General features: G+C 56.6%; 23 protein-coding genes. 3 read left to right on the plus strand and 20 right to left on the minus strand.

Annotated elements, in window-relative coordinates:
- Positions 1 to 216: 216 nt before the first annotated feature.
- The 11 genes from argT to pdxB all read right to left on the minus strand — a co-directional run bounded on the left by argT (position 217) and on the right by pdxB (position 11,000).
- The gene (argT, locus tag KW829_RS04910; RefSeq protein WP_014171026.1) at positions 217 to 999 is read right to left on the minus strand and encodes a lysine/arginine/ornithine ABC transporter substrate-binding protein ArgT; all 783 of its coding nucleotides are present in this window, start codon (positions 997 to 999) and stop codon (positions 217 to 219) included.
- Positions 1,000 to 1,289: 290 nt separating this feature from the next.
- Complete coding sequence (locus KW829_RS04915) at positions 1,290 to 1,859, minus strand: UbiX family flavin prenyltransferase (protein WP_010433259.1); 570 nt, start codon at positions 1,857 to 1,859, stop codon at positions 1,290 to 1,292.
- Positions 1,860 to 1,947: 88 nt separating this feature from the next.
- Positions 1,948 to 3,465, minus strand: coding sequence for an amidophosphoribosyltransferase (gene purF, locus KW829_RS04920; protein WP_010433256.1), 1,518 nt, complete (start codon positions 3,463 to 3,465; stop codon positions 1,948 to 1,950).
- 33 nt (positions 3,466 to 3,498) lie between these two features.
- Entirely contained in the window at positions 3,499 to 3,987 is a 489-nt protein-coding gene (cvpA, locus tag KW829_RS04925) for a colicin V production protein (RefSeq protein ID WP_000262116.1), read from the minus strand.
- Positions 3,988 to 4,207: 220 nt separating this feature from the next.
- Positions 4,208 to 4,894 carry a cell division protein DedD gene (dedD, locus tag KW829_RS04930; RefSeq protein WP_010433250.1) on the minus strand — a complete coding sequence of 229 codons (687 nt, stop codon included), beginning with the start codon at positions 4,892 to 4,894 and terminating at the stop codon, positions 4,208 to 4,210.
- On the minus strand, positions 4,884 to 6,152 hold the full coding sequence (gene folC / locus KW829_RS04935) for a bifunctional tetrahydrofolate synthase/dihydrofolate synthase (RefSeq protein WP_174339894.1): 1,269 nt from the start codon (positions 6,150 to 6,152) through the stop codon (positions 4,884 to 4,886). Before folC ends, dedD begins: the two co-directional genes overlap by 11 nt.
- Positions 6,153 to 6,222: 70 nt before the next feature.
- Positions 6,223 to 7,128 (minus strand): acetyl-CoA carboxylase, carboxyltransferase subunit beta, encoded by a 906-nt coding sequence (gene accD, locus KW829_RS04940; RefSeq protein WP_218307722.1) that lies wholly within the window; start codon positions 7,126 to 7,128, stop codon positions 6,223 to 6,225.
- A gap of 154 nt (positions 7,129 to 7,282) precedes the next feature.
- Positions 7,283 to 7,942 (minus strand): DedA family protein, encoded by a 660-nt coding sequence (locus KW829_RS04945; RefSeq protein ID WP_003861406.1) that lies wholly within the window; start codon positions 7,940 to 7,942, stop codon positions 7,283 to 7,285.
- A 28-nt stretch (positions 7,943 to 7,970) separates the two neighbouring features.
- A complete protein-coding gene (gene truA, locus KW829_RS04950; protein WP_042716992.1) occupies positions 7,971 to 8,783 on the minus strand; it encodes a tRNA pseudouridine(38-40) synthase TruA in 813 nt (270 codons plus the stop codon).
- Positions 8,783 to 9,796: an aspartate-semialdehyde dehydrogenase gene (locus KW829_RS04955; RefSeq protein ID WP_148400461.1), complete on the minus strand. Its 1,014-nt coding sequence runs from the start codon at positions 9,794 to 9,796 to the stop codon at positions 8,783 to 8,785. Before KW829_RS04955 ends, truA begins: the two co-directional genes overlap by 1 nt.
- A 67-nt stretch (positions 9,797 to 9,863) precedes the next feature.
- Positions 9,864 to 11,000 (minus strand): 4-phosphoerythronate dehydrogenase PdxB, encoded by a 1,137-nt coding sequence (gene pdxB, locus KW829_RS04960; protein ID WP_148400462.1) that lies wholly within the window; start codon positions 10,998 to 11,000, stop codon positions 9,864 to 9,866.
- Positions 11,001 to 11,112: 112 nt separating this feature from the next.
- Between pdxB and flk the strand changes: the two genes are divergently transcribed.
- A complete protein-coding gene (gene flk / locus KW829_RS04965; protein ID WP_218307723.1) occupies positions 11,113 to 12,120 on the plus strand; it encodes a flagella biosynthesis regulator Flk in 1,008 nt (335 codons plus the stop codon).
- An 85-nt stretch (positions 12,121 to 12,205) separates the two neighbouring features.
- Here flk and KW829_RS04970 read toward each other — a convergent pair whose 3' ends face one another.
- Entirely contained in the window at positions 12,206 to 13,384 is a 1,179-nt protein-coding gene (locus KW829_RS04970; protein WP_218307724.1) for an MFS transporter, read from the minus strand.
- A gap of 68 nt (positions 13,385 to 13,452) precedes the next feature.
- The gene (gene fabB / locus KW829_RS04975) at positions 13,453 to 14,670 is read right to left on the minus strand and encodes a beta-ketoacyl-ACP synthase I (protein WP_089597894.1); all 1,218 of its coding nucleotides are present in this window, start codon (positions 14,668 to 14,670) and stop codon (positions 13,453 to 13,455) included.
- A 158-nt stretch (positions 14,671 to 14,828) separates the two neighbouring features.
- On the opposite strand from fabB, the gene mnmC reads away from it, so the two are divergent.
- Complete coding sequence (mnmC, locus tag KW829_RS04980) at positions 14,829 to 16,826, plus strand: bifunctional tRNA (5-methylaminomethyl-2-thiouridine)(34)-methyltransferase MnmD/FAD-dependent 5-carboxymethylaminomethyl-2-thiouridine(34) oxidoreductase MnmC (RefSeq protein ID WP_218307725.1); 1,998 nt, start codon at positions 14,829 to 14,831, stop codon at positions 16,824 to 16,826.
- 58 nt (positions 16,827 to 16,884) lie between these two features.
- Here the strand turns inward: mnmC and KW829_RS04985 are convergent, their stop codons facing one another.
- The 6 genes from KW829_RS04985 to prmB are packed head-to-tail and all read right to left on the minus strand — an operon-like array spanning position 16,885 to position 21,436.
- Positions 16,885 to 17,163 carry a YfcL family protein gene (locus KW829_RS04985; protein WP_010433226.1) on the minus strand — a complete coding sequence of 93 codons (279 nt, stop codon included), beginning with the start codon at positions 17,161 to 17,163 and terminating at the stop codon, positions 16,885 to 16,887.
- A 13-nt stretch (positions 17,164 to 17,176) separates the two neighbouring features.
- Positions 17,177 to 17,722 (minus strand): elongation factor P hydroxylase, encoded by a 546-nt coding sequence (locus KW829_RS04990; protein ID WP_010433224.1) that lies wholly within the window; start codon positions 17,720 to 17,722, stop codon positions 17,177 to 17,179.
- A complete protein-coding gene (locus KW829_RS04995; RefSeq protein ID WP_218307726.1) occupies positions 17,722 to 18,531 on the minus strand; it encodes a sulfite exporter TauE/SafE family protein in 810 nt (269 codons plus the stop codon). Before KW829_RS04995 ends, KW829_RS04990 begins: the two co-directional genes overlap by 1 nt.
- Positions 18,531 to 19,355 (minus strand): penicillin-insensitive murein endopeptidase, encoded by an 825-nt coding sequence (gene mepA, locus KW829_RS05000; RefSeq protein WP_218307727.1) that lies wholly within the window; start codon positions 19,353 to 19,355, stop codon positions 18,531 to 18,533. Before mepA ends, KW829_RS04995 begins: the two co-directional genes overlap by 1 nt.
- Before the next feature lie 2 nt (positions 19,356 to 19,357).
- Positions 19,358 to 20,443 (minus strand): chorismate synthase, encoded by a 1,086-nt coding sequence (gene aroC / locus KW829_RS05005; protein ID WP_010433219.1) that lies wholly within the window; start codon positions 20,441 to 20,443, stop codon positions 19,358 to 19,360.
- Between the two features lie 60 nt (positions 20,444 to 20,503).
- Positions 20,504 to 21,436, minus strand: coding sequence for a 50S ribosomal protein L3 N(5)-glutamine methyltransferase (prmB, locus tag KW829_RS05010; protein ID WP_010433217.1), 933 nt, complete (start codon positions 21,434 to 21,436; stop codon positions 20,504 to 20,506).
- A 145-nt stretch (positions 21,437 to 21,581) separates the two neighbouring features.
- On the opposite strand from prmB, the gene smrB reads away from it, so the two are divergent.
- Positions 21,582 to 22,133, plus strand: a complete 552-nt coding sequence (smrB, locus tag KW829_RS05015) for an endonuclease SmrB (RefSeq protein WP_042718983.1) — start codon at positions 21,582 to 21,584, stop codon at positions 22,131 to 22,133.
- A 46-nt stretch (positions 22,134 to 22,179) separates the two neighbouring features.
- Here the strand turns inward: smrB and sixA are convergent, their stop codons facing one another.
- A complete protein-coding gene (sixA, locus tag KW829_RS05020; RefSeq protein WP_003861375.1) occupies positions 22,180 to 22,665 on the minus strand; it encodes a phosphohistidine phosphatase SixA in 486 nt (161 codons plus the stop codon).
- Positions 22,666 to 22,783: the final 118 nt, after the last annotated feature.

A 22,783-nucleotide genomic window follows, 5' to 3' on the forward strand; every position in this document is an offset into this window, starting at 1 on the left:
CAACAAACTGTCTTCATACGGTTTTTTACGACGACGGGGTGCGGTTAATGTGCCATTAATCCACGCTGTCAGGCAAAGAATAATGCCTTTGGGGCGGGATTTTTTGCATTATAAATGCGTAAGTATGCACACGACGACCCAATATGGTGCACAAGCTGCACCATATTGGATCACCCACACCAGCGACGCACCAGGTCAGTGCATCACCGTTATGCGTCAGTCACCGTAGACGTTGAAGTCGAAGTATTTCTTCGCCAGTTTGTCATAGGTACCGTCTTTACGCAGCTCAGCGAAGGCTTTGTCAAAGGCGGCTTTCAGCTCGGTATCGTCCTTACGCAGGCCGATACCGGTGCCGTCACCAAAGTATTTTTTGTCTTTCACGGACGGGCCCGCAAAGGCGTACTCTTTACCGGCTGGCTGCTTCAGGAAGCCTTCGCTCGCGGCGACTTCATCCTGGAATGCGGCATCCAGACGGCCTGCTGCCAGGTCAGAGTAAATCAGATCCTGGTTCTGGTAAGCCACCACATCTACGCCCTTCTCACGCCAGTTGGCATTAGCAAAACCTTCCTGCGTCGATCCCTGAAGCACGCCGACATGCTTGCCTTTCAGCGAGTCGATGGTTGGTTGAATCGGGGAGCCTTTGGCGGCAATCAGACGAGAATCCGCAGCGTAGAGCTTGTCAGAGAAGGCGATCTCCTGCTGACGTTTTTCGGTGATGGAGAGAGAAGAGATAATGGCGTCGATTTTTTTGGCTTTCAGCGACGGGATCAATGCGTCAAAGTCGCTACCCACCCATGTGCATTTCACCGCAATGCGTTTGCACATTTCATTTCCCAGATCGATATCAAACCCCACGAAATCGCCTTTCGCATCCTTGGAAGAGAATGGCGCGTAGGTTGCGTCTGTACCGATACGAACCGTCTGTGGCAGTGCTGCATAGCTACCTGCTGCTGCACTTAACCCCACGAGCAAAGACAGAGCCAGAACCGTCTTCTTCATACATTTACCCTCAAGTACCGTGATTTTATTATGTATTGTGTAGTGTGTTGTGTTGCAGGCTTCTCTTGCAGGTCTTATGCCACATTCCCGTCTGGTCAAAAATTCGACGTTAAATATGTTAATAAAACGTTGCGATATTGCCTTAGTGGTGAAAGATAGCAGGTCTGCCGAACGAACCGGAGAGGGAAGAAGGGAAAAAACGAATTAAATGTCGAGGATATGATCGCCGTTGCATAATTGCCCTGAAACAGGGCAACTTGTCTTTTCATGCACCTTGTTTGTGCACAAATTCAGGCCCCCTGCCAGCGGGTGAAGAGGTCTTCCGGCAGGTCTATATCAAACTGATCCAACACGCGGTTAACGGTCTGGTTGATGATGTCATCCAGCGTTTGCGGGCGATGGTAGAACGCGGGGACCGGTGGCATGATGACAGCCCCAAGTTCAGCCGCCTGCGTCATTAAGCGTAGATGCCCCAGATGCAGCGGTGTTTCCCGCACGCAGAGTACCAGAGGACGACGCTCTTTCAGCACCACATCCGCCGCACGCGTCACCAGGGTATCGGTATAGCTGTTCACAATGCCGGAGAGCGTTTTTATTGAACAGGGCAGGATAACCATACCCGCCGTTTTAAACGAGCCTGAAGAGATACTGGCCGCGATATCGCGGGCATCGTGGACGACATCCGCCAGCGCCTGAACATCACGCAGGGAAAGGTCGGTTTCAAGGGAGAGGGTCTGGCGCGCCGCCTGGCTCATCACCAGATGGGTTTCCACATCCGCTACGTCACGCAGCACCTGCAACAGACGTACGCCGTAAATCGCGCCACTGGCACCGCTGATCCCAATAATGAGTCGTTTCATGATTTTTGCCCTTACTGATTCAGGGCAGACTGTGCAGGATTTTGCGGGGAGTTGCAAGTGAGGGCGTCTGCCCTCACCTGCAGAAACATCAACCTTCGTTGTGCATCTCTAAGCTCTCAAGATCGTTCTGCAGCTGGACGGCTTTCGCATCGTCGTTACGCAGGGAATCCAGGTAGTCGAGATACTGCTGGTCAACGTCTTTGGTCACGTACACGCCGTTAAACACTGAGCATTCGAACTGCTGAATGTCCGGGTTCTCAGCACGCACCGCGTCGATCAGATCGTTCAGATCCTGGAAAATCAGACCGTCAGCACCGATGATCTGGCGAATTTCGTCCACTTCACGACCGTGAGCGATCAGCTCCGTCGCGGTTGGCATGTCGATGCCGTACACGTTCGGGAAGCGAATTTCTGGCGCCGCAGACGCCAGGTACACTTTCTTCGCACCGGCTTCGCGTGCCATTTCGATAATCTGCTCAGACGTCGTACCGCGAACGATGGAATCATCCACCAGCAGTACATTCTTGTCGCGGAACTCGGCGCGGTTGGCGTTCAGCTTACGACGTACGGACTTACGGCGCAGATGCTGGCCCGGCATGATAAAGGTGCGGCCAACGTAGCGGTTCTTCACGAAGCCCTGGCGGTAAGGCTTATCCAGAATACGCGCGATTTCCAGCGCGATATCACAGGAGGTTTCCGGAATAGGGATCACGACGTCGATATCGAGATCGTCCCACTCGCGGGCAATCTTCTCGCCGAGCTTCGTACCCATGTTCACGCGCGCGCTGTAGACGGAAATCTTGTCGATGAAGGAATCCGGACGGGCGAAGTAAACGTATTCGAACAGGCACGGGTTGCTGACCGGATTGTCAGCACACTGGCGGGTAAACAGCTGGCCCTTCTCAGTGATGTAGACCGCTTCACCGGGCGCAACGTCACGCAGGAATTCAAAGCCCAGCGTGTCCAGCGCCACGCTTTCAGAGGCGACCATATACTCCGTACGACCATCGCCGAGCTCACGTTTGCCAAGCACCAGAGGACGAATGCCGTTTGGATCGCGGAAGGCGACCATGCCGTGACCGATAATCATCGCCACGCAGGCATACGCGCCGCGGATCTGACGATTTGTTGCGGCAATGGCAGCAAAGATGTTGTCTGCTTCCAGCGGGTAGTGACGGAAGTTATCCAGCTCGCTGGCGAACACATTGAGCAGGATTTCAGAATCAGAGGTGGTGTTAATGTGGCGACGTTTCTCTTCGAACAGCTTTTTACGCAGCTCGTGCGCGTTGGTCAGGTTGCCGTTATGAGCAAGGGTGATGCCATACGGTGAGTTGACGTAGAAAGGCTGTGCCTCAGAGGCGCTGGAACTGCCAGCAGTAGGATAACGAACGTGACCGATCCCCATATTACCTTGCAGACGCTGCATATGGCGGGCTTCAAACACATCGTTTACCAGGCCATTCGCCTTGCGTAAACGGAAGCAGTTGTTTGCATCAATGGTGATGATACCCGCAGCATCCTGCCCACGGTGCTGAAGCACCGTTAACGCGTCATAAATCGACTGGTTTACCGGCATGAAACCGGCGATACCGACAATACCGCACATTCGTCTTTTCCTCGTTAAGCCACATCTCAGGGTTTATGCCCTGGGCAAAAAACTCGACGAGCTTTGCAGATAGTCAAAGAACCATCTGATGATGAAGCTGAACTCTGGAATGAGCTGCGATTTCTGCCAGTCTTCGCTTTTGGAGAACCCGGTGAAGGTATCCAGGAAGAACAGTATCGCGGCCACAATCAGCACGCCTCGCAACGCGCCGAAACAGATCCCGAGCACCCTGTCCGTTCCTGACAGACCGGTTTTCTCGACCAGCTGACCTATCACGTAATTGACGATAGCGCCAACAATCAGCGTCGCGATAAACAGCACCGCGATGGCGATTCCGTTTCGGACCAGTTCATCTTCAAAGCCCGTGAACCAGACAGACAGGTAAGTGTAGTAATGACTGGCAACAAAGAAAGCACAACCCCATGTCACCAGCGATAACGCTTCACGAACAAAGCCACGGATCAGGCTAACCAGACAGGAAAAACCAATCACCGCAATGATGGCGTAATCAATCCAGACCATATGTGTCCCACGATTTAACGCCCTGTCATCCAGTTCGGGGCGAATTCTAACAGAAAAAGAAAACGTTTGCGTAGGGATTTCCTTCCCGCGCGTAAATAAAAAAGGCGCTGAAAAAACGCTCAACGCCATGGGCCTTTTGACGCCTCTGTGGACGTCTGTTCCCCCTCACCCCGGCCCTCCCCCCTTTAGGGAGAGGGTTAGGGTGAGGGGCAAGATCGTGTCAGTTCGCGCTGTAGTTCATCACCACACCGCTCAGCCCGGAGATCTGCTTCAGCTCACCCAGCGACCCTTTCAGCTTATCTTTCGACGCTTCAGGCCCCACCAGGATACGGGTAATTTTACCCTGCACCGGCGTGGAAGGTGAAGTGTAAACACGGTATCCCGCACCGCGCAGTTTACTCACCACTTCGTTGACCTTATCGGCGTTTTTCAATGCGCCAAGCTGAACAACGTAGGCTTTACCGGTCGGTGCCGCGTCTTGTTTCGCCGGTGGTGGAGTTTCTGACGTTGCAGCCAGCTGCTCTGTCGCTTTATCCCGCTGCGGCTTCGGCTGCGGTTTCTCGACAGGCTTCGGTTTCTCAACAGCCTTAGGCTGTTCCACCGGCACCGGATCGATTTCGATATTGTTATTCGCAGCCAGGCGAGAAGGATCGAGCGATGGTGCAGCAGCATCGCCTGCGCGCACCTCTTCTGCCGCGCCCTCTGGCGGCTGAGCAGGTAGCGCCTGCGTCGCGGCGGGCAGCATGTCTGGCTCATCGCGATCGCCCGGTTTCGGCACCAGCGGAATGGCCGCAAATTCGTCCTGATAATGCTTTTTCTGCCCGTCGAGCAGCCCCGGAAGAATAATCACTCCGAGCGCGACCAGCACAATGGTTCCTGTTAAACGGTTCTGAAACTTACTCGCCACCGGTTCTCCCCGCGTCCATCACTTCCATGACATGTGCCACCGTGTGGAATGAACCACACACCAGCACGGTATCTTCTGGTTTAGCATCCGCCATCGCAGCATGCCAGGCCTGAGCCACGCTACTATAGATTGCGCCTGTGCCGAGATGTTCCATCAACTGCTCAGCCGTCGCGCCGCGCGGCCCCTCCAGAGGAGCACAATACCAGCTATCGACCACACTCTCCATGCAGGCCAGCGTCCCGCCGATATCTTTATCATGAAGCATACCGATAACCGCCAGCACGCGCCCGGTTTTTGGTAACGATTTGAGACGTCCTGCCAGATACGCCGCCGCGTGCGGGTTGTGGGCCACGTCCAGAATAAGACGCGGCGACTCGCTGACAATCTGGAAACGCCCCGGCAGGATCGCGTTCTGGATACCATCGCGGATCGCCTGCTCGCTCACCGTCAATCCACTGGCACGCAGTGCCGCCAGCGCGGTGGCGGCGTTCGGCTGCGGTACCTGCGGCAGCGGCAGGTCGTCCAGCGCACCCTGCGCATCGCTAAAGCGCCAGCCGTTGTCCTGAACCTCATAGTGCCAGTCCACGTCGCGGCGCATTAAATGAGCGCCCTTCTCATTCGCCACGTCGGCGATGGTATGCGGCATGTCCGGCTCGCCGACTACGGCGGGCTTATTCGCCCGGAAGATACCGGCCTTTTCACGGCCAATGCTTTCACGGTCTGGCCCCAGCCAGTCGGTATGATCCAGCGCGATGCTGGTGACGACGGCAACATCCGCATCCACCATATTGGTGGCGTCAAGACGACCACCGAGCCCAACTTCCAGAATTACCACGTCAAGCTGCGCCTGTTTGAACAGCCACAGCGCTGAAAGCGTACCGTATTCGAAATAGGTTAATGAGATCTCACCGCGTGCAGCTTCAATTTCCGCGAATGACGCCGTATGGGCAGATTCCGGCAGTTCGCGGTTCTGCACGCGCACCCGCTCGGTGTAGCGCACCAGGTGTGGAGAGCTGTAAACACCTACCTTGTAACCCGCCGCCATCAGGACAGATTCCAGCGTGCGGCAGGTTGTGCCCTTCCCGTTGGTGCCCGCGACGGTGAACACGAACGGAGCCGGTTTGAGCACATCAAGACGCGCAGCGACCTGGCTTACGCGTTCAAGCCCCATATCGATGGTTTTACTGTGCAGGTTTTCCAGATAAGAAAGCCACGCGGCCAGGGGCGACGTGGCTTGGGGAATGCTTTTATTTTCCATAATGCCCGGTTGTCATTAACAGATTAGAAAGCAAAAGGGCAGCGCCAACCGGCCCTGCCCTTTTCAGTTATCAGGCCTCGAGTTCCTGATCCGGTACGATCACGCCTTCGCGTGGCTCATCCGGGTTCGGCGCGGGTAGATTCATCAGCTTCGCCAGGACGCTTGCCAGTTTCAGGCGCATTTCCGGGCGGCGAACGATCATGTCGATAGCGCCTTTCTCGATGAGGAACTCACTGCGCTGGAAGCCCGGCGGCAGTTTTTCACGTACGGTTTGTTCGATAACGCGAGGACCGGCAAAGCCAATCAGCGCTTTTGGCTCAGCGATGTTCAGATCGCCCAGCATCGCGAAGCTTGCAGAAACGCCGCCCATGGTTGGGTCAGTCAGTACAGAAATGTACGGCAGACCGCGCTCCTGCATTTTCGCCAGCGCTGCAGAGGTTTTCGCCATCTGCATCAGGGACATCAGCGCTTCCTGCATACGTGCACCACCTGAAGCGGAGAAGCAGATCAGCGGGCAGTTGTCTTCCAGCGCCTGCTCAACGGCACGCACGAAGCGCGCACCGACCACAGAGCCCATTGAGCCGCCCATAAAGGCGAACTCAAATGCGGCGGCAACAACCGGCATCTCATGCAGGGTGCCCTTCATGACGATCAGCGCGTCTTTCTCGCCGGTCTCTTTCTGTGCAGAGGCCAGACGATCTTTATATTTTTTGGAATCGCGGAACTTCAGCACGTCTTTTGGCTCAAGTTCGCTGCCCAGTTCTACCAGAGAACCTTCGTCCAGCAGGCTATGCAGGCGGTTGCGCGCCGACATACGCATGTGGTGGTCACATTTCGGACACACTTCAAGATTGCGTTCCAGTTCTGCACGATACAGAACCTGGCCGCAGCTATCACACTTCGTCCATACCCCTTCAGGAATGCTCGCTTTACGCGTTGGGGTAATGTTGCTTTTAATTCGTTCAATCCAGCTCATTGATAACCTTTCTGCCTGAACCTGGTCGTATGCCAGTTTTGCTATAAGAGGCGAATAATGCCATTTTTGCCTCCAACAGACCATGAATGTTGCACATTAAAACATAACAGCCCGAAACTTTGGATAAAAAAGTGGTCGAACCGCCAGCGTGCATTTACTTCGCTTGTTTAGCTGCCGCCCGTTTGTGACGGATGATTTCGATAACGCCCGGCAGTACGGAAAGCACAATAATCGCTACAATCAGCAACTTAAGGTTTTCCTGAACCACTGGCAGATCGCCAAACAGGTAGCCTGCGTAAGTAAAGAGCAGTACCCACAGCAGCGCACCGACAACGTTATACATCGCAAAATGACGATAGGACATATGCCCCATTCCTGCCACAAACGGTGCAAAGGTACGAACGATGGGGACAAAACGGGCAAGAATAATGGTTTTGCCGCCGTGACGCTCGTAGAAGGCATGCGTTTTATCTAAATAGCTGCGGCGGAAAATTTTGGAATCCGGATTACTAAATAACCGTTCTCCAAACACGCGTCCGATGGTGTAATTGACCGCGTCTCCCACAATGGCGGCGATGATCATCAGCACAACCATTAGATGGACGTTCAGGTCATTGGTCGGCAGAGCGGACAACGCACCGGCCACAAACAGCAGCGAATCTCCGGGCAAGAACGGCGTCACCACCAGACCGGTTTCACAGAACAAGATCAGGAACAGAATGGCATATACCCAGACGCCATACTGCGCGACCAGTTCCGCCAGGTGAACATCAATATGCAGAATGAAATCAATCAGAAAACGTATTACGTCCATATTGTCTAAGCCTTAATTGCACCTTTGTTTAGTCCGCTAAAAACAGCGGGCCCATTGGCGGTTTTGGCAGGTCAAACCGATCCGGATAATCCACCGAGACCAGATACAGCCCTTCCGCTTTCGCCGTTGCTGCCGCAAGCGTTCTGTCCTTCGCTGCCAGCAGTTCTGCAATCCAGCTCTCCGGCTGGTGTCCGGCACCCACTTCCATCAGGCTGCCAACAATATTCCGCACCATATGATGTACAAAGGCATTGGCTTTGATATCGACCACCACATACGCGCCATAACGACTGACGTTAATGTGCATGACGTTACGCCACGGCGTACGGGACTGACACTGCACCGCACGAAACGACGTAAAGTCATTTTCTCCAATCAGACACTGCGCCGCACGCTGCATACGTTCTGCATCAAGCGGCTCATAAAAATGCGTCACGCCCTGGCTTAACACTGCCGGACGCAGACGCTGGTTGTAGATGACGTAGCGGTAACGGCGCGCAGTGGCGCTGAAACGCGCATGAAAATCATCCGGCACAGCTTTCACCCAACGCACGGCAATGTCACCAGGTAAATTCGCATTTACACCCAGCGTCCAGGCAGCATCCTTGCGCACGGCGGTGGTTTCAAAGTGCACTACCTGCCCTGTGCCGTGAACACCGGCGTCGGTTCGGCCTGCGCATAAGACGTTAATCGGCTCATTCGCTACCTGAGAAAGCGCTTTCTCCAGCTTTTCCTGAACGCTGCGCACTTCGTTCTGACGCTGCCAGCCATAATATTTACTGCCATCGTACTCAATGCCGAGAGCAATTCTATGGACCGGCTTTTGTTCCACTTCTGACATCAGTACAGGTACTCCTGCACCAGCTTCTCGGCGATTTTAACTGCCATCAGCGCGCCGCCAAAGCGTACGTTATCGGCAACGGACCAGAACTGAACCTGCTCCGGCATGCCGTAATCGTTGCGCACGCAGCCAACGGAAAGATGCGCGCTACCGGTGGCATCGCCCACCTGGGTCGGGAATTCACTCTCTTCAGAAAGCACGATATCTTCACCGCGGCTAAACGCATCGCGCGCTTCTTCTGCCGCCAGCGGGCGCAGGGCTTCAAAGCCAACCATCTGCGCGTGGCCGTAGAAGACAGGCGACTGCACAACGTTGGCGGAGATCATCAGTCCTTCATCCTGCAGCACTTTGCGTACTTCATCGACGATTCGACGCTCTTCGCGCACGGAACCTTCACGATCCGGCAGCAGTGGCAGCATGTTGAACGCCAGCTGGCGACCAAAGAAATCATCTTCATCAATCGGAATACCGTTCAGCAGCTTGGCGCTCTGTCCGGCCAGCGCATCGACCGCTTTTTTACCGTTAGCGGAGGCCGACAGCAGACTGGTCACATTAATACGAGACAGGCCGCCGTCGTCGATCAGCGGTTTCAGCGCAGTCAACAGCTGGCTGGTCAGGCTGTTCGGTACCGCGATGACGTTGCGGTTGCGGTAGTCAGCCAGCACGAACGGGTTCACGTCCGGCACCACCAGCGGCACATCCGGCTCCATTGAGAACAGGCCGCTCAGGTCGATCACCAGGCAGCCTGCGTTAGTCGCCTCTTCAACGTACGCAGCAGTCGCTTCAGCGCCCGCGGCGAAAAATGCCAGCTGCGCCTGCGTCCAGTCAAACGCTACCGCGTCCTGGACCATGACGGATTTACCGTTAAAACGCAGATGCTCACCTGCGCTGTCGGTACGCGCCAGCGCATAGATGTCGCCCACCGGGAACTGACGCTCAGCAAGGGTTTCGAGCAGGGCTTCGCCCACGGCACCCGTGGCACCTAAAATGGCAATGTTCCAGCCTTCAGACATGGTGGTTTACTCCAGAAATAAAAAAGCGTCCCTGTCGGAGTATCCGACAGGGAGCATTAAGAAGACATTAACGTGCCGGGTGATGTACGGCGTTAAACCCGAGTTTATGCAGCAGCGTCGCCGCCGACGCATCGTCGCACATCACATACAGGGAAGACCATTCACGGCGCTCAACATAGTTTTTGCGCAGCTTATCAAACTCACCCGGCAAACCCGCTGATTTACGCAGCAGCGCGTCATCGCGGCGCACATCATACACCAAATGCACCAGCCTTTTCAGCGTTGCCTGATCGAGCGGGCCGTGCAGAGTGATGCGACCAAATTCTGGCGCGGGGAGTAAGGTATCCAGCGCTACCTGCTGCGGATGACCGATAAAGGCGCTGTAGGCTTCAAACACCTGCGTCGTGCCGCGCGCTTTGCCTTCAAGCGTGTAGCCAGCGATATGCGCGGTGCCCACGTCCACCTTGTTGAGTAGCTCAACGTTGAGTTCCGGCTCGGGTTCCCAGACGTCCAGCACCACTCTGAGGTTTTGTCCTTCGTTCAGACATGTCAGCAGCGCGGCGTTGTCCACGACCGGGCCACGGCAGGCATTTATCAGAATAGTGCCAGCCTTCAGACGGCGGATCAGCGTTTCATCGGCCAGATGAAGAGACTTATACGGCCCCTCTTTAAACAGCGGCGTGTGGAAGGTGATCACATCACACTGTTCAACCAGCTCATCCAGCGAGCGGAAGTCGCCTTCATCGCCGTTATCTTTGCGCGGCGGGTCGCACAGCAGTGTGCGGATCCCTAATGCTTCAAAACGCTTTTGCAGGCGACCGCCCACGTTGCCCACGCCGACAATCCCCACGGTGCGGTCATTCAGCGCAAAACCATCGCGCTCGGCCAGCATCAGCAGCGAGGAGAAAACGTATTCCACAACGGCAATGGCGTTACAGCCCGGCGCGGCGGAAAAACCAATCCCCGCCTGCTTGAGCCACTTGTCATCCACATGATCGGTCCCTGCCGTTGCGGTCCCGACAAATTTCACCGTTTTGCCGGAGAGCAACGTCTCATTTACTTTGGTCACCGAGCGCACCATCAGGGCATCGGCATCATCCAGTTCGTTCACCGGAATCGGGCGACCAGGGACAGCCTTAACATCGCCAAGGCGGCTAAACAGCTCGCGGGCGTAAGGCATATTTTCATCAACGAGGATTTTCACGTCTGAGTACCTGTTTGAGAGGAAGAAAACCTGCCAAGTGTGCCATAATCTCGCCGCCAGGCATATATGTCCGCCGGGTTAACGCTGAGTTTTGACTTTAAGGATTCCGACGATGCAGCCTATTTCAGGTACGCCGCCGCGCCCTCCGGGTGAAGGCCCCTTAACGCCGCCGAGTGTCGCAGGCGAACAGCCGCTCTCCACGCAACAGCGCACCGTGCTGGAGCGACTGATCACGCGCCTGATTGCGCTGACGTCGCAACAAAACGCGGAAGTCTGGGCCGGGGTGAAGCATGACCTGGGCGTGAAGAACGACGTACCGCTGCAGTCGCGCCATTTCCCTGCCGCCGAGCAGAACCTGAACCAGCGAATCAACGCTGCGCAACAAAATCACACCACTCGACAGATTGTGTCGCAGTTGACCGAGCTACTGGGCCAGGGGAACAATCGCCAGGCGGTCAGTGATTTTATTCGCCAACAGTATGGCCAGACAGCCCTAAGCCAGCTCACGCCCGATCAGCTCAAAACGGTGCTGACGCTGTTGCAAACCAATCAGCTGTCGATTCCACAGCCTCAGCAGCGCCCGGCGACCGAACGCCCGCTGCTGCCTGCTGAGCACAACACGCTTAATCAGATGGTGACCAAACTGGCCGCCGCCACCGGCGAGTCGACAAAGCTCATCTGGCAATCCATGCTGGAGCTGTCCGACGTGAAAAGCGGCGAGTTGATCCCGGCCAGACAGTTTACGCATCTGGTCACCTGGCTGCAGGCGCGCCAGACGCTCAGCACGCAAACTACCCCGACCCTGCACACGGTTCAGGCAGCACTGAAGCAGCCGCTCGAACCGCACGAGTTTGAGGCGGTGCGGGATTATGCCCAGCAGACCTGGCAGGCCACGCCGCAAACGGTGCTGACCACCGCGCAGGTGCAGGATATATTGAATCAGATCTTTGTTCGTCGCGCCGAGCGCGAAGGCGGCATTCCTGAAGCACGGAACATTCAGCCGATTTACAGTCCGCTGTTTGCGCCCGTCGTGGAAACTTTCAAAACGCTGTCCGCCCGTCCGGGGCTGATGTTCATTGCGCTGCTGATTGCGCTGGCGATTTTCTGGCTGGTTGCTTAAAACTGCCGGGTGGCGGCTGCGCCTTACCCGGCCTACGGTTCGTACGGTTGTAGGCCCGGTAAGCGAAGCGCCACCGGGCACAAAACTACGATCTGCGAAACGCCACCAGCGTCACCACAATTCCCACCACCGCTGAAACGGCCCCGGCAAGAAATACGGACGGATAGCCAAAGGATGTCGCCAACAGCCCCGCCAGCGGCGCAGTAACCCCGTAGGAGATATCCTGAAACGCGGCATACCCACCGAGCGCCGTGCCGCGAACCTGCGGGGCCACGCGTTTCACCACCTCAACACCCAGCGCCGGGAAGATCAGCGAGCAACCGCAGCCGGTCAGCGCCGCCCCCAGCAGCGCAACGTAGGCATTGGGTGCCTGCCAGAGCAGCAGCAGACCAATGGTCTCAATAACCAGCGAGGCCACCGCCACCTTCACGACGCCTAAGCGATCCGGCATCCAGCCAAAAAACACGCGCATCAGTACGAACGCGCCGCCAAACGCGGTGAGCGTAAAGCCCGCCATTGCCCAGCCACGGCTCATAAAGTACAGGGAGACGAAGGTACCTATCACCGCGAAGCCAACGCCCTGTAGCGCCAGGCCGAGACCAGGCTGCCAGATTTGACCGACGACGCTCCACAGGGATGGGCGTTCGCCTTTATGGGCCGGGACTTTTCGCACCGAACCATTAAATGCCCACGCCAGCAGCGGCAGCACCATGGTGGTACCCGCCAGTACCGCAAAACCAAACTGGCTGTGGATCAGCAGACCCAGCGGAGCACCCGCTGCCAGGGCCCCGTAGATGGCCATCCCGTTCCAGGACATGACCTTTCCCGAACGCGCAGGGCCAACCAGCCCCATCCCCCAGGTCAGGGTCCCAGTCAGCAGCTGACTTTCACCGAATCCAAGGATTAAACGCCCCACCACCAGCAGCGCAAATTTATACACGGCGTCTACCGGCAGCAGCGCGGCCAGCAGCCATGCGCCGCCCGCCAGACCGCAGGCAAACATGCCCTGCAAAGCTGACCGTTTTGCACCGTGCTGATCCGCCAGGCGTCCGGCATAGCCACGCGTTAACACCGTCGCTAAAAACTGAATACCCACGGCGATGCCAACCAGGGTATTGCCATAGCCTAACTCCTGGTGAACAAACAGCGGGATCACCGGCAGCGGCAGGCCGACGGTCATGTAGGTAAGAAATACTGCAAAAGCGATGCGGAACAGCGAGGTGTTCCCGGACGTGGCGTTTATATCTGATGTAGCGGCCGTCATGCATAACTCCGAATTCAGGCATAAAAAAAGGGAGCCATCAGGCTCCCTTCTACTATACATTCAAACGCTTATGCTTTCAGCTTACGCATTACCAGCGTGGCGTTGGTGCCGCCGAAACCGAAGCTGTTAGACATAACGGTCGTCAGCGTCGCATCCATTGGTTTGGTTACGATGTTCAGACCAGCAGCCTGCTCATCCAGCTCTTCCACGTTGATGCTTGGCGCGATAAAGCCGTGTTCGAGCATCAGCAGAGAGTAGATCGCTTCCTGCACGCCAGCCGCACCCAGAGAGTGACCGGTCATGGCTTTGGTTGCAGAGATCGCCGGGCTCTTATCCGCGAAGACTTCGCGGATCGCACCCAGTTCTTTCACGTCGCCTACTGGAGTAGAGGTACCGTGGGAGTTCAGGTAGTCGATTGGGGTATCAACGCCGTGCATCGCCATCTTCATGCAGCGCACTGCGCCTTCGCCGGATGGAGCAACCATGTCAGCACCGTCGGACGTTGCGCCGTAACCCACGATCTCAGCGTAGATGTGAGCGCCGCGAGCCAGAGCGTGTTCCAGCTCTTCAACCACAACCATACCGCCGCCGCCCGCGATAACGAAACCGTCGCGGTGTGCGTCATAGGTACGGGACGCTTTATCTGGCGTCTCGTTGTATTTGGTGGACAGTGCGCCCATTGCGTCGAACTCACAGGCCATTTCCCAGCCCAGCTCTTCGCCGCCGCCAGCAAACACGATGTCCTGTTTGCCCAGCTGGATTTGCTCAACCGCGTTACCGATACAGTGCGCGGAAGTCGCGCAGGCGGAGCTGATGGAATAGTTCACACCGTGAATTTTGAACGGTGTCGCCAGGCAGGCAGAAACCGCTGAACCCATGGCTTTGGTCACAACGTATGGACCTACCGCTTTCAGGCCGCGCGGGCTACGCATGGCGTCCGCACCGAATACCTGCGCTTTAGACGAACCGCCGGAACCGGCAATCAGACCCACGCGCGGGTTGTTCTGATAAACGTCTTCGCTCAGGCCGGCGTCAGCGATCGCTTCCTGCATGGAAAGATAGGCGTAAATAGAGGCATCGTTCATGAAACGAACCACTTTACGGTCGATCAAACCGGTGGTGTCCAGTTTGACGTTACCCCATACGTGGCTACGCATTCCCGAATCTTTAAACTCTTCAGAGAAAGTGATCCCGGAGCGTCCTTCACGCAGAGATGCCAGGACTTCCTGCTGGTTATTACCGATGCTGGAAACGATGCCCAGGCCAGTAATCACTGCACGTTTCATTCAATACCTCTGTAAGTCGCACTATAGTAAGTTTCGAGTCGCACAATAGCGTACACTTGTACGCCGAACAAGTCCGATCAGACAATTTCTGAGGAAATTTGCACCGATGGGCTCACATCGTTAAGATCGTGCCACTGCCTGTCGGACGAGTAACTTACGTGAAACAAAACGCTATACAACCCGCCAACCTCGAATTCAACGCTGAGGGTACACCTGTTTCCCGAGATTTTGATGACGTCTATTTTTCTAATGATAACGGACTTGAAGAGACACGTTATGTTTTTCTCGACGGAAACCAGCTCGGCGCCCGATTCCCCGCGCATCCGCGTAGCCTGTTCGTGGTGGCGGAAAGCGGATTCGGTACCGGCCTCAATTTTCTGACCCTCTGGCAGGCGTTTGATCGGTTTCACGCTGCCCATCCCGAGGCTACGCTCCAAAGATTACATTTCGTCAGTTTTGAAAAATTCCCGCTCACTTTGCACGATTTACAGCTCGCACATCAGCACTGGCCGGAGCTGGCAACCTGGGCAGAGCAGCTTCAGGCGCAATGGCCACCGGCCGTGGGTGGGTGCCATCGTCTGATTCTGGACGGCGGACGCGTTACCCTGGATTTATGGCTGGGTGACATTAACGAACTTACCGATCAGCTCGACGATTCGATGAATCAGAAAGTGGATGCCTGGTTCCTGGACGGTTTTGCCCCTGCCAAAAACCCGGATATGTGGAGTCAGCATCTGTTTTGCGCAATGGCGCGTCTGGCCCGCCCGGGCGCAACGCTCGCCACCTTCACCTCTGCAGGTTTTGTCCGCCGCGGGCTGCAGGAAGCGGGCTTTACCATGCGTAAAACCAAGGGGTTTGGCCGCAAGCGCGACATGCTGGTCGGGGCGATGGAACAGACGTTGAATGTCCCCGCTCAGGCACCGTGGTTTTTCCGTCGCGCCAGTGCAACACGCGAGGTAGCACTCATTGGCGGCGGCATTGCCAGCGCCCTGCTCTCGCTCGCGCTTCTCCACCGTGGCTGGCAGGTCACGCTCTACTGCGCCGATGAGGCACCGGCGACGGGTGCCTCAGGCAACCGTCAGGGCGCGCTTTATCCTCTGCTGAGCGCGCACGACCCGGCGCTGTTCCAGTTTTTCCCGGCGGCATTTACGTTTGCTCGTCGTCTGTACGATCTTCTGCCTGTTGATTTTGACCACGACTGGTGCGGCGTGACGCAGCTCGGCTGGGATGAGAAGAGCCAGCAAAAAATCGCGCAAATGCTGTCGCTGGGTCTGCCGGAGGCGATCGCCCGTGCGGTCACTGCGCAGCAAGTTGCTGAAACCACGGGCGTCGACACGAGCTGTGACGGTATACAGTATCCGCTCGGCGGCTGGCTGTGCCCGGCCGACCTGACGGCGGCGGTGATGACCCTGGCCCAGTCTCGCGGGCTGACGGTGCACTATGCCCACACCGTTGAATCGCTTAGCCGGACAGAACGCTGGAATCTGCGTTTTGCTGATGGCAAAGCGGCGCAGCACGCAAGCGTAGTGCTGGCAAACGGACATAACATCAGCCAGTTTATCCAGACAGAAACATTGCCGGTTTATCCGGTCGGCGGCCAGGTAAGCCATATCCCAACCGCGCCCGGACTGAGTAAATTACGTCAGGTGCTGTGCTATGACGGCTATCTGACGCCGCAAAATCCGTCTAACGGCCATCACTGCATCGGGGCGAGCTATCATCGTGGCGAAACGGAAATGCACTACAGCGACGCGGACCAGCTGCAGAACCGCCAGCGTCTGGTTGACTGTTTCCCGGATGCGGCGTGGGCGAAAGAGGTTGACGTCAGCGAGGGTGAAGCCCGCTGCGGCGTACGCTGCGCCACGCGTGACCATCTGCCGATGGCGGGGAGCGTGCCGGACTATGAGGCAACGCTTGCGGCCTATCAGGATCTGGCTGATAACCGGGACACGGCGGTAAGCGCGCCGGTGTATCCGGAGCTGTTTATGCTCGGCGGGCTGGGCTCGAGGGGATTGTGCTCTGCGCCGCTGCTGGCAGAGGTGTTAGCCGCGCAGATGAGCGATGAGCCGATTCCGCTGGACAGAATTACGCTTGCGGGACTCAATCCAAATCGACTGTGGGTACGGAAACTGCTGAAGGGGAAGAAGGTTAAGTAGGGTGCGGTCTGGTGCCCTCACCCCGTCCCTCTCCCACAGGGAGAGGGTGGTGAAACACTTACTTCGCTTTCGCCTGCTGGAACAGTTTGTCCCACATGCCCAGCACCAAAGACTGATCGCGCGGAGAGAGTTCTCCGGCCTGAATGGCTTTTTCCAGGCTGCGAGTCACTTCTTCGTGAACTGCATCGGCAGAGTGATCGTCACCTGCCTCCAGCTCGGCTACGGCAAGCGTCAGGTGACCACGCAGATAACCGCTGGCGAACAGCTCATCATCACTGGCGTGTTCCACCATGTCATCAATTAACGCCAGAATGCGTGATTCAAATTCTGCGATCATCTTCTTTCCTCTGTTAAAGATCTTCCGGCCAAGGGAAGCATTCCGCCGTGATCTCCGGCGTGTGGTAATAATTCTGTAAAGCCTCGATCAGGCGCGCCGGACGTTCCGGGATGCCCTTCTCAAGATATTCCATCACCTGCTTATGAACGCGGCGCTGGAAGACGATACGATCCGGCTCGAAGTCGCCTTCCAGGTTGTCGCAGCTCACGTTGAACGGGAAGCCCGCTGCCACGCAGAACAGCCACTCCAGCGCCTGGGGTTTGACTTCAACATCTTCAAACTGGCCCTGAGTTGCGGCGTCACGCCCGTCCGGGCAATACCAGTAACCGAAGTCCACCAGCTCGCGACGTGCTTTCCCCGCGATGCACCAGTGCGAAATCTCGTGCAAACCGCTGGCGTAAAAGCCATGTGCGAAAACGATGCGGTTATACGGAACCTCTGCATCAGCAGGAAGATAGATCGGTTCGTCGTCGCCTTTAATCAGACGGGTATTAAAATCATCAGCAAAACAGCCGTCGAAAATCTCAATCAGCTGTTCGTAGTTATGCGTACTGTTCATTAGTGCATCCCCAACCAGGTGAGGATCTCCTGTCCATGGCTGTCATAAAGCAGTTTGGCGCTCATCACCGCCGAGACCACAACAATCATCGGGCGGATCAGCTTTTGCCCCTTGCTCAATACCAGACGCGAGCCCACGCGCGCGCCTAAAAATTGGCCCACCATCATTACAAAGCCGGTTGCCCAGATAACCTTGCCGCCAATGATAAACAGCAGCAGGCCGCCGACGTTTGAGGTCGCGTTGAGCACTTTGGCATGGGCGGTGGATTTGGCGAGGTTGAACCCGGCCAGCGTCACGAAGGCCAGCGCGTAAAATGAGCCTGCGCCCGGGCCGAAGAAACCGTCATAAAAACCCACACAGCCCCCGGTAACCAGCGCAAACGGCAGGCCGTGCAGGCGACGCTGGCGATCCTCTTCACCGAGCTTCGGCATCAGCAAAAAGTACAGGCCGATGCAAATAACCAGGATCGGCAGGATCTGACGCAAAATATCGGACTGCACGTGCTGAACCAGCAGCGCACCCGACGTCGAGCCAATAAAGGTCATCAGAATATTGAGCTTCTGATCGGCCAGGCTCACCACCTTTCGGCGGATAAAATAGAGCGACGCCGAGAGCGACCCACCGCAGGCCTGCAGCTTGTTAGTCGCCAGCGCCTGAGCCGGGCTCATGCCCGCCGCCAGCAGCGCCGGAACCGTCAGCAAACCGCCTCCACCCGCCAGCGCATCGATAAACCCGGCGAGCATCGCAACAAAAAAGAGCACCGCCAGCAGCAGCGGTGACACCATAAACAGATCGACGAAATTATCCATTAAAGTACATGCTCATCCAGTAGCGCCTGGCAGGAAGGCGGCAACGGAGGCGGTGTCTTCTTCTCAGGCTTAGAGGTTCCAGGCTTCGCCGGTTCAAACCAGCTTTGCAATTCATAACCACAGCCATCGCCAGGCGGTGGAAGCGGCTGATCTTCACATTCCAGACTGTTCGCCGGGCAGCGCAGACGAACGTGCATATGTGCACGGTGCTGGAACCACGGACGCACTTTACGCAGCCAGTCGCGATCCGTTCCGGCATCCAGACAGAGCTGTTGCTTGATGGCCGGGTTAACGAAAATCCGCGTGACGTCGTTATCTTCTGCCGCCAGCTTGATCATGCTGGAGACATCCTGCGTCCACAGGGACGGCACTACGCGCTTACCGTCGCTCGCGACCAAATCCAGCGCCTGCGGTCTCAGCAGCTGCGAAGACGTCCAGCGCGTTTTCGGCAGCTGTAAGAAGATATCGACATCCAGTCCGGTCTGGTGGCTGGCGTGACCGCCGTTGAAGCGGCCCCCGGCAGGCATCCCCATATCGCCGATCAGCATCGTGCCCAGCCCCAGGTTATGCACCTGATTACCAAGGCGCTGTATAAACAGCACCAGGTCCGGATGGCCGAAATAACGGCGCTGATCGGTACGCATCACCTGATAGGTGTCTGACTGCAGCGGAAGTTCCTGCGCGCCCACGATGCAGCCGTTAGAGAAGGCACCGATGGACTGCGCACTCCCCGCCACCGGATGGGTGATTTTTTGCCACGGCGTGGCGGCCAGAGAGGCTCCACTGGCGAGCAGCGCCAGCAGAGCAATTGCGGTTTTTTTCATGTTTACCAGCGTGGAATGGTGGTCGTCACATCCGCATTCTGCGCGCGCTGGCGCAGGAAGTGATCCATCAACACGATCGCCAGCATCGCTTCTGCGATCGGTACCGCGCGGATCCCCACGCACGGATCGTGACGTCCTTTGGTGATCATCTCAACTTCTTCACCAGAGCGGTTAATCGTGTGGCCCGGCACGGTAATGCTGGAAGTCGGCTTCAGTGCGATGTTGGCAACAATCTGCTGCCCGCTGCTGATACCGCCCAGAATGCCGCCCGCATGGTTGCTCTGGAAGCCCGCTTTCGTGATTTCGTCGCGGTTCTGGCTACCGCGAAGCTGAACCACGTCAAAACCGTCGCCAATCTCGACGCCCTTCACCGCGTTGATGCTCATCAGCGCGTGGGCGATGTCAGCGTCGAGACGGTCAAATACCGGCTCACCCCAGCCAGCCGGAACGCCATCAGCCACCACGGTGACTTTTGCACCGATGGAGTCGCCCTCTTTTTTCAGGCCGCGCATCAGTTCGTCGAGCGCCTCCAGCTTGTCGGCATCCGCGCAAAAGAACGGGTTTTGCTCGACCTGATCCCAGTCTTTGATCGCCAGTGGAATGTCACCCATCTGGGTCAGACAGCCGCGGATAACGATGCCAAATTTCTGCTGCAGGTATTTCTTGGCAATGGCGCCAGCCGCCACGCGCATCGCGGTTTCACGCGCGGAAGAGCGTCCGCCACCGCGATAGTCACGGAAGCCGTACTTTTGTTCGTAGGTGTAGTCGGCGTGGCCCGGACGGAAAACGTCTTTGATGGCGCCGTAGTCCTGGGAGCGCTGATCGGTATTTTCGATCAGCAGACCAATGCTGGTCCCAGTGGTGCGCCCTTCAAAGACGCCGGAAAGAATTTTGACCTGGTCCGGCTCGCGACGCTGCGTGGTGTAGCGAGAGGTGCCCGGACGTCGACGGTCGAGGTCGTGCTGTAAATCTGCTTCGGTCAGTTCGATGCCTGGCGGTACGCCGTCGACGATGCAACCGAGTGCCAACCCGTGCGACTCCCCAAAGGTGGTCACGCGGAATACCTGTCCAATACTGTTTCCTGCCATCACGGCTCCGATGTTGTTGTTTGTGTTTGAGCGTTGCGAAACGGGCCGAAGCCCGCTGGATTAATCTTTATAGATGCTGAAGTGTTCGCGCGCGTCGAGCAGCTGCGCTTTGGTCAGCATAAAGACGCCGTCACCACCGTTGTCGAATTCGAGCCAGGTGAACGGCACATCCGGGTACTGCTCTATCAGATGTACCATGCTGTTGCCCACTTCACAAATCAGAACGCCGTCGTCGGTCAGGTAATCCGGCGCGCAGGCCAGAATGCGGCGGGTCAGCTTCAGGCCGTCAGAGCCTGATGCCAGGCCCAACTCCGGCTCATGGCGATATTCGTTTGGTAGATCGGACATGTCTTCTGCATCGACGTATGGCGGATTGGTGACGATCAGATCATACTGCAGCGTCGGCAGATCGCGGAACAGATCGGAGCGAATTGGCGTTACGTGATGGATCAGGCCGTGCTCTTCAATGTTGTGCTCGGTTACGGCCAGCGCGTCGGTGGAAATATCGACCGCGTCCACTTCCGCTTCCGGGAAGGCATAGGCACAGGCAATCGCAATGCAGCCGCTGCCGGTACACATATCCAGAATGTGCTGCGGCTGATGGTTAATCAGTCCGTCAAAGTGGTTGTTGATCAGCTCACCAATCGGCGAGCGCGGCACCAGCACGCGTTCATCAACATAGAACTCGTGGCCGCAGAACCAGGCTTTATTGGTCAGGTAGGCTACCGGGATACGCTCGTTCACGCGGCGGATCACGCGCTCAACGATGCGGTGCTTCTCGCTGGAGGTCAGGCGCGCGGTACGCATGTCTTCCGGAATATCCAGCGGCAGGTAGAGGGACGGCAGCACCAGCTGAACGGCCTCATCCCACGGGTTATCGGTACCGTGACCGTACCAGATGTTGGCGGCGCTGAAGCGGCTAACCGACCAGCGCAACATGTCCTGTATGGTATGCAGCTCGTTTACTGCTTCATCGACAAAAATTTTATCCACTCTTTCCTCCAGGGCATGCTCGCATAATTTTCGGCGGCTAGTTTGCCATGAAGACGGCGATAAATCAGCAATGACGCGTACCGCTTGAGGTTAAAAAATGCGTTTAGTCGGGTACACTATCGGAAATACGAGATGAGAATGCCAAATGAAAAAGAAAACATCGCTCAGCGAGGAGGATCAGACACTCTTCCGACAGCTGATGACCGGGACGCGTAAAATCACGCAGGACACCATCGTTCATCGTCCTCAGCGCAAAAAAATCAGCGAAGTGCCGGTCAAGCGACTGCTCCAGGAGCAGGCCGATAACAGTCACTATTTTTCAGATGAATTTCAGCCGCTGCTCAACACGCAGGGGGCTGTGAAGTACGTACGTGAAGACGTCAGCCATTTTGAGCTGAAAAAGCTACGACGTGGGGACTATTCACCGGAGCTGTTTCTCGATCTGCACGGGTTAACCCAGATGCAGGCGAAACAGGAGCTGGGAGCGTTGATTGCGGCATGTCGTCGCGAACACGTTTTTTGCGCCTGCGTGATGCACGGTCACGGCAAACATATTCTCAAGCAACAGACGCCGCTGTGGCTGGCTCAGCATCCACACGTGATGGCGTTTCATCAGGCACCCAAAGAGTACGGCGGAGATGCCGCATTGCTGGTGTTGATTGAAGTCGAGGAATGGCAGCCGCCAGAGTTGCCCTGACAGGATGGCGGGAAGCACATTGCGCCCCGCCATATCGCACGTCACGTCAGATCGCTTTTGCCATCTTCAGGTTGCACGGACTCATTTGCCAGTTAAAGACACCTTTGCCGGTTTCGTCCAGGGTGACGTTGGCAATGGCGGAGGTCGTGAACATAGGCGGCGTTTCGCCAGGGCACAGCTCAGATACCAGATAGCCGACCAGCGGCAGGTGGGAAATGACCAGTGCGGAAGCGACACCTTCATTGCACAGCGCCTGAAGATAGGCACTCACAAGACCCACATCGCCACACGGCGTGAGTTCAGGGAGAACATCCACACTGGAAGGCAGGTTCATACACTCCCCAACCACATCCAGCGTCTGTTCTGCACGCAGGAACGGACTCACCAGAACGCGTTCAATGTCCACTTTTTGACCTTTAAGCCAGGTAGCCATTTGACGGGATTCGTCGCAGCCACAGACTGTCAAAGGACGTACTGAGTCACTGGCGGCATCGAGTGCCGCGTCGCCGTGACGCATGATAAAAACTTGCATATTGCACCGCTTTTGTTAACCAGAATCACCGGCGTTGACTACCCGCGATTAAAGCTGGGAGGTAGAAAACCCGATGGCCGGGCATTGTGCCTGATCCATTCGGTGAATGAAACGCTGT

The organism is Enterobacter sp. ENT02 (genome assembly GCF_019219165.1).
GTDB lineage: Bacteria > Pseudomonadota > Gammaproteobacteria > Enterobacterales > Enterobacteriaceae > Enterobacter > Enterobacter mori.

Bases quoted from the DNA above. Each gene is read 5' to 3' on its own strand.
- argT (WP_014171026.1), bottom strand. From the start codon at position 999: ATGAAGAAGACGGTTCTGGCTCTGTCTTTGCTCGTGGGGTTAAGTGCA.
- KW829_RS04915 (WP_010433259.1), bottom strand. From the start codon at position 1,859: ATGAAACGACTCATTATTGGGATCAGCGGTGCCAGTGGCGCGATTTAC.
- purF (WP_010433256.1), bottom strand. From the start codon at position 3,465: ATGTGCGGTATTGTCGGTATCGCCGGTTTCATGCCGGTAAACCAGTCG.
- cvpA (WP_000262116.1), bottom strand. From the start codon at position 3,987: ATGGTCTGGATTGATTACGCCATCATTGCGGTGATTGGTTTTTCCTGT.
- folC (WP_174339894.1), bottom strand. From the start codon at position 6,152: ATGGAAAATAAAAGCATTCCCCAAGCCACGTCGCCCCTGGCCGCGTGG.
- accD (WP_218307722.1), bottom strand. From the start codon at position 7,128: ATGAGCTGGATTGAACGAATTAAAAGCAACATTACCCCAACGCGTAAA.
- KW829_RS04945 (WP_003861406.1), bottom strand. From the start codon at position 7,942: ATGGACGTAATACGTTTTCTGATTGATTTCATTCTGCATATTGATGTT.
- truA (WP_042716992.1), bottom strand. From the start codon at position 8,783: ATGTCAGAAGTGGAACAAAAGCCGGTCCATAGAATTGCTCTCGGCATT.
- KW829_RS04955 (WP_148400461.1), bottom strand. From the start codon at position 9,796: ATGTCTGAAGGCTGGAACATTGCCATTTTAGGTGCCACGGGTGCCGTG.
- flk (WP_218307723.1), top strand. From the start codon at position 11,113: ATGCAGCCTATTTCAGGTACGCCGCCGCGCCCTCCGGGTGAAGGCCCC.
- KW829_RS04970 (WP_218307724.1), bottom strand. From the start codon at position 13,384: ATGACGGCCGCTACATCAGATATAAACGCCACGTCCGGGAACACCTCG.
- fabB (WP_089597894.1), bottom strand. From the start codon at position 14,670: ATGAAACGTGCAGTGATTACTGGCCTGGGCATCGTTTCCAGCATCGGT.
- KW829_RS04985 (WP_010433226.1), bottom strand. From the start codon at position 17,163: ATGATCGCAGAATTTGAATCACGCATTCTGGCGTTAATTGATGACATG.
- KW829_RS04990 (WP_010433224.1), bottom strand. From the start codon at position 17,722: ATGAACAGTACGCATAACTACGAACAGCTGATTGAGATTTTCGACGGC.
- KW829_RS04995 (WP_218307726.1), bottom strand. From the start codon at position 18,531: ATGGATAATTTCGTCGATCTGTTTATGGTGTCACCGCTGCTGCTGGCG.
- mepA (WP_218307727.1), bottom strand. From the start codon at position 19,355: ATGAAAAAAACCGCAATTGCTCTGCTGGCGCTGCTCGCCAGTGGAGCC.
- aroC (WP_010433219.1), bottom strand. From the start codon at position 20,443: ATGGCAGGAAACAGTATTGGACAGGTATTCCGCGTGACCACCTTTGGG.
- smrB (WP_042718983.1), top strand. From the start codon at position 21,582: ATGAAAAAGAAAACATCGCTCAGCGAGGAGGATCAGACACTCTTCCGA.
- sixA (WP_003861375.1), bottom strand. From the start codon at position 22,665: ATGCAAGTTTTTATCATGCGTCACGGCGACGCGGCACTCGATGCCGCC.